Genomic DNA, 231 nt, shown 5'->3' with positions numbered 1-231 from the left:
CACCTCCTGCTCGTCCAGGTTCAGCAGCGGGATCAGTTCGGCCTGTGGCGGGGCGGGGTCGAACACGCGGGGGTCAGGCATTTGCACAGTCATGCTGGGCCTCCAGGGGGGGAACACAATGGCCGGCGGCAGCAGCCGCCTGGGTGCCGGCGATGCGGCCAAACGCGGTACCGATGGACATGCCGACACCGGCGGTGTAGCCCTTGCCCAGCACGTTGCCGGCCATCATCT

1 pseudogene is annotated in these 231 nt (G+C 68.4%); it reads right to left on the bottom strand.

Annotated elements, in window-relative coordinates:
* Positions 1-73: 73 nt before the first annotated feature.
* A pseudogene (locus SB751_RS35850) lies at positions 74-231 on the bottom strand (FAD-binding dehydrogenase); the annotation flags it as partial.

Origin of the sequence: Cupriavidus sp. SIMBA_020 (assembly GCF_046535395.1) — a bacterium.
GTDB classification, from domain to species: Bacteria; Pseudomonadota; Gammaproteobacteria; order Burkholderiales; family Burkholderiaceae; genus Cupriavidus; species Cupriavidus campinensis.
Note: the sequence above shows the minus strand (reverse complement) of the source record. Positions and strands in the feature narration are given on the sequence as shown.